We start from the raw sequence: 3,585 nt of genomic DNA, 5'->3' as shown, positions 1-3,585 counted from the left end.
GCCTGGAATTTGAGATCTGAAATAAGACACTGCGTCAGGCAGTCCGTCCGAAGATGGAATCAGGCCCTCGTTCGGGCTAATAGTTCCGCTCATAGTTCCGATGCGAACAAACGCACCGCCGTGGCGAGCGTCGACCGCACGCTGGATCGATCGGTCGTGCCCCTTTCGCAGCCGTCGGCCAGTCCGGTGTACCAATCGCTGACCCGCTGAATCGTCTCGCGATCGTGAACCAACACCGACAATTCATAATTCAGAAAGAACGATCGCACATCGAAATTCGCCGATCCCACCAATGCAACCAGATCATCAACAATGCCGATTTTGGCGTGAACCATGCGGTCCGGATAACGGTGCACCTTGCAGCCCAATTCGATCAGATCTTTGAAATAGTCAAACCGGGCGTAATCCACCGGGCGAAGATCGCTGACCTGGGGCACCAAAACCCGAACATCGATTCCGCGCCGACACGCCAATTCCAACGACCGCATCGCGTTGGGCGGAGGAACGAAATAGGGTGTGCAAATCCAAAGACGCTCGGTCGCATGATGAATTGCGAATTGCCAAAAGTCATCCAGAATTTCCTCGGGACCATCGGGTCCGATCGGCATGACCGTCAATCGCGAAGGGTTCGCCTCGTCGCACGCTGGCCCCTGTTCATATTCACACTGTGAAAGTTCCTCTCCGGTCTGAAACGTCCAATCACTGCAAAAAACGGATTGCAATTGCGACGCAGCGGGCCCTTCGATCAATAGACTTAGATCGACCCAGGTGTCATCATCGGGTGAACTTGTGATCTCATCCTCGACGATGTTTGCCCCTCCCAGTATCGCCCGTTTTCCATCGGCGACGGCCAGCTTCCGGTGATTGCGAAAATTCAAATAGGCCAATCTCGTTAGCCTGGACATCCGTTTGAAGCGTGCGGCTCGTCCTCCCGCGGCGCGAAGAGCCTCAAGTTGCTCTTCGGCCAACGCAAACGATCCAAAACCGTCAACCAACAAGCGAACTTCGACGCCATCTCTCGCCTTTTTGCACAGCCGATCCACCACCGCGCGGCCGGTGTCTTTTTCGTCCAAAATGAAGGTCATCACGTGTATCGTTTCACGTGCCCCATCGATCAACTCCATGAACGCGTCTCGCACTTCGGCCGGTCGGCTTAGCAGTCGCACCTTGTTGCCGGTCGTCGGCGGTCCCAGTTTTCGCGCCGAAAGCATTCGCTCCACCACATCGCGCAAGTCGCACTCGGCGCCTGGGATGGACGGCAGGTCGACGAGATCGCGTTTTTCGTGCTCCCTCGAAATCTTGCGTCCCCCCAACCACAGGCACAGAATCAATCCGATCGGCGGCGACAATAGGATCAAACCCAACCAGCCGATCCTGCCGATACTGTGCCGCTGCTCGTTGCGGATGATGGTCATTGCCACGATCGACAGGAAAGCGCCCGCTACGGAACTGAGATAGGCGACGATCCAGATCATGTGGTGCTCTTGATACTCTCCGTGAAATTCGACTGCTCATCATGGCAGTCCGATCATTTTACGTTAAACCTTCGGTACCGGCCCATCAACAGCATGTGGACGGCGTAGCACATCAGTCCGAATCCGGTGATCCCGATCAGAATCTTCCCATAGGTCTGGGCGGCAATCGCGGCCAAAGCGTCGCTCATCCCGGCGATCTCGCCGTCAGACGTCCCGCGGATGGCAGACATCACGATGAATCCGCCGATGATTGCGAACGCAATGCCTCGCGTGCTGATTCCCGTCCGGCCGGCGTGCAATGCCAATTTGCGGGTCGTTTCCCCCATCGCCGAAAGGTCGTACTCGGTCATAAACTTGGCCCGATACGCCTTGTAAAAAAAGTACAATGCGACCGCAATTGTGATCACCCCCGCCACTGCCAGGGCGATGCGTCCCAACGTCGAATCAAGCAACGGGCTCGCCGCACCATCCTGCGAACCACCGGCTCCAGACGACCACCCCAACGCCAGCGAACCGGCAAAGCCTCCCAAACTCAAGTAGGCAATGCCGCTGACCAAGTAGCCGATTCGCTTGCAGACACCTTTGGTACCATCACCCACGCCATCGGTATCCTTGCCTGCCTGAACCGCTCGCCAGACGGAATAACCAAGTAGCCCGATCGTTACCAATCCCAGCAACACGCGACCGTAGGGCTGCTGACCAATTTCTCGAATCGCGTCGCGAGCCCCCGCGATCTCCCCGCCGGCGCCAATGGCCAACTTGAACGCGAAAAAGCCGATGATGAAATAGACAAGGCCCTTGGCAAAGTGACCGAAACGTCCCAAGGTTTCGATCCAAGAGGGGACCTCGGGCATGGAACGAGTCTGAAAACCATGCCACGTCGAACTTTTAGAATCGGATGCAGAAGGGTTACGGCGCTGGGCCGCCGGGCTGCTAATCGGCATGGAACGGTCTCCGCTGGAAGAGGAAAGGTGCAGTTGCAGGTGGGCTCGGATTCTGATCGCCCCCGCTGGAATCACGTCGACGCAACCATCATGCCAACCACCAACCGCGCGACGTCATTACGCCTCGAATTCGCCGGATCCGACCACGTGGCTGCGAGAACTTCATCGGGAGCTTCGGTTTTCAATGCGAGACAAGACGAAGCATCTCGGCACATCGTTTGCTCCGGTGATCTACAATCATTGCACGACGACCAGTCTGGCCGTTTTGCGACCGACTGTGCGTCGACCGCTTCTTTCCTCGACACGCCTTTTGACATTTCAACGATGACGGACGAGCTAATTTGCGGCGATTTGCCTGACGAAGCGATCGAAGAGCTTCGTGAAGCCAAACGAATCTTGGAACACCACGGCATCGCCGATCGACTGACCGAATTGGTCGGGGCGCCGATCACCGCGTCACTCAAAATGTTGCCCGATGTCGCTGAGAAAACACTGCACACCGCGATCGACCGCTCCCTCCGTGTGGCCCTGGACGTCGCACTGCGGACGCTCGGCGAGCATTCAATCGAATCTGGGAAACCCCGACTGTTGACTCACAAGCTGTTGGCGGGAATCAGTGGCGCAGCAGGCGGAGCGCTGGGCGGCGCCACCATCGCCGCCGAGTTGCCCGTTTCCACGGTTCTGATTCTGCGCAGCGTGGCCGACATCGCCCGTAGCGAAGGCGAGGATCTTTCCAGTGTGGAATCACGACTGGCCTGTTTACAGGTCTTTGCCCTCGACCCCGGCAAGGGCTCGAAGGTCGACGATGATACAGAAATCGGCTACTTTGCGGTTCGAGCCGCGATGGCCAAACAGATCCGCGACGCATCACAGCACATCCTTAAAAACGGTGTGGCGGACAATACCGCACCGGCCCTGGTCAAATTGATCAGCCAGATCGGCAAGCGCTTCGGCGTGGTGGTCAGCGAAAAACTGGCCGCGCAAGCAATTCCGGTCATCGGAGCGATCGGCGGCGCGCTGATCAACAGCTACTTCATCGATCACTACCAAGATCTTGCACGGGCACACTTCACGATTCGCCGCCTGGAACGCGTTCACGGCGAACCAATCGTCCGTGAAGCGTACGGTGCGCTGCGGTAAGTCGAGGATCCTTCGTCATGATTCAC

The 3,585-nt window shown here is 57.4% G+C and carries 3 protein-coding genes; 1 reads left to right on the top strand and 2 read right to left on the bottom strand.

All coding sequences use genetic code 11. The annotated features are described in order from the left end of the window. Positions 1 to 89 precede the first annotated feature (89 nt). Positions 90 to 1,475: a phospholipase D-like domain-containing protein gene (locus tag Mal15_RS14430; protein WP_147868418.1), complete on the bottom strand. Its 1,386-nt coding sequence runs from the start codon at positions 1,473 to 1,475 to the stop codon at positions 90 to 92. 53 nt (positions 1,476 to 1,528) lie between these two features. Beyond that, positions 1,529 to 2,329: a DUF1206 domain-containing protein gene (locus Mal15_RS14425; protein ID WP_233903445.1), complete on the bottom strand. Its 801-nt coding sequence runs from the start codon at positions 2,327 to 2,329 to the stop codon at positions 1,529 to 1,531. 414 nt (positions 2,330 to 2,743) lie between these two features. Between Mal15_RS14425 and Mal15_RS14420 the strand changes: the two genes are divergently transcribed. Further along, positions 2,744 to 3,559, top strand: a complete 816-nt coding sequence (locus Mal15_RS14420; RefSeq protein WP_147868416.1) for an EcsC family protein — start codon at positions 2,744 to 2,746, stop codon at positions 3,557 to 3,559. Positions 3,560 to 3,585: the final 26 nt, after the last annotated feature.

This window comes from Stieleria maiorica, from assembly GCF_008035925.1.
In the GTDB taxonomy this organism is placed as follows: Bacteria; Planctomycetota; Planctomycetia; order Pirellulales; family Pirellulaceae; genus Stieleria; species Stieleria maiorica.
The sequence above is the reverse complement of the archived record's forward strand: the minus strand, read 5'-3'. Positions and strand labels throughout refer to the sequence as shown.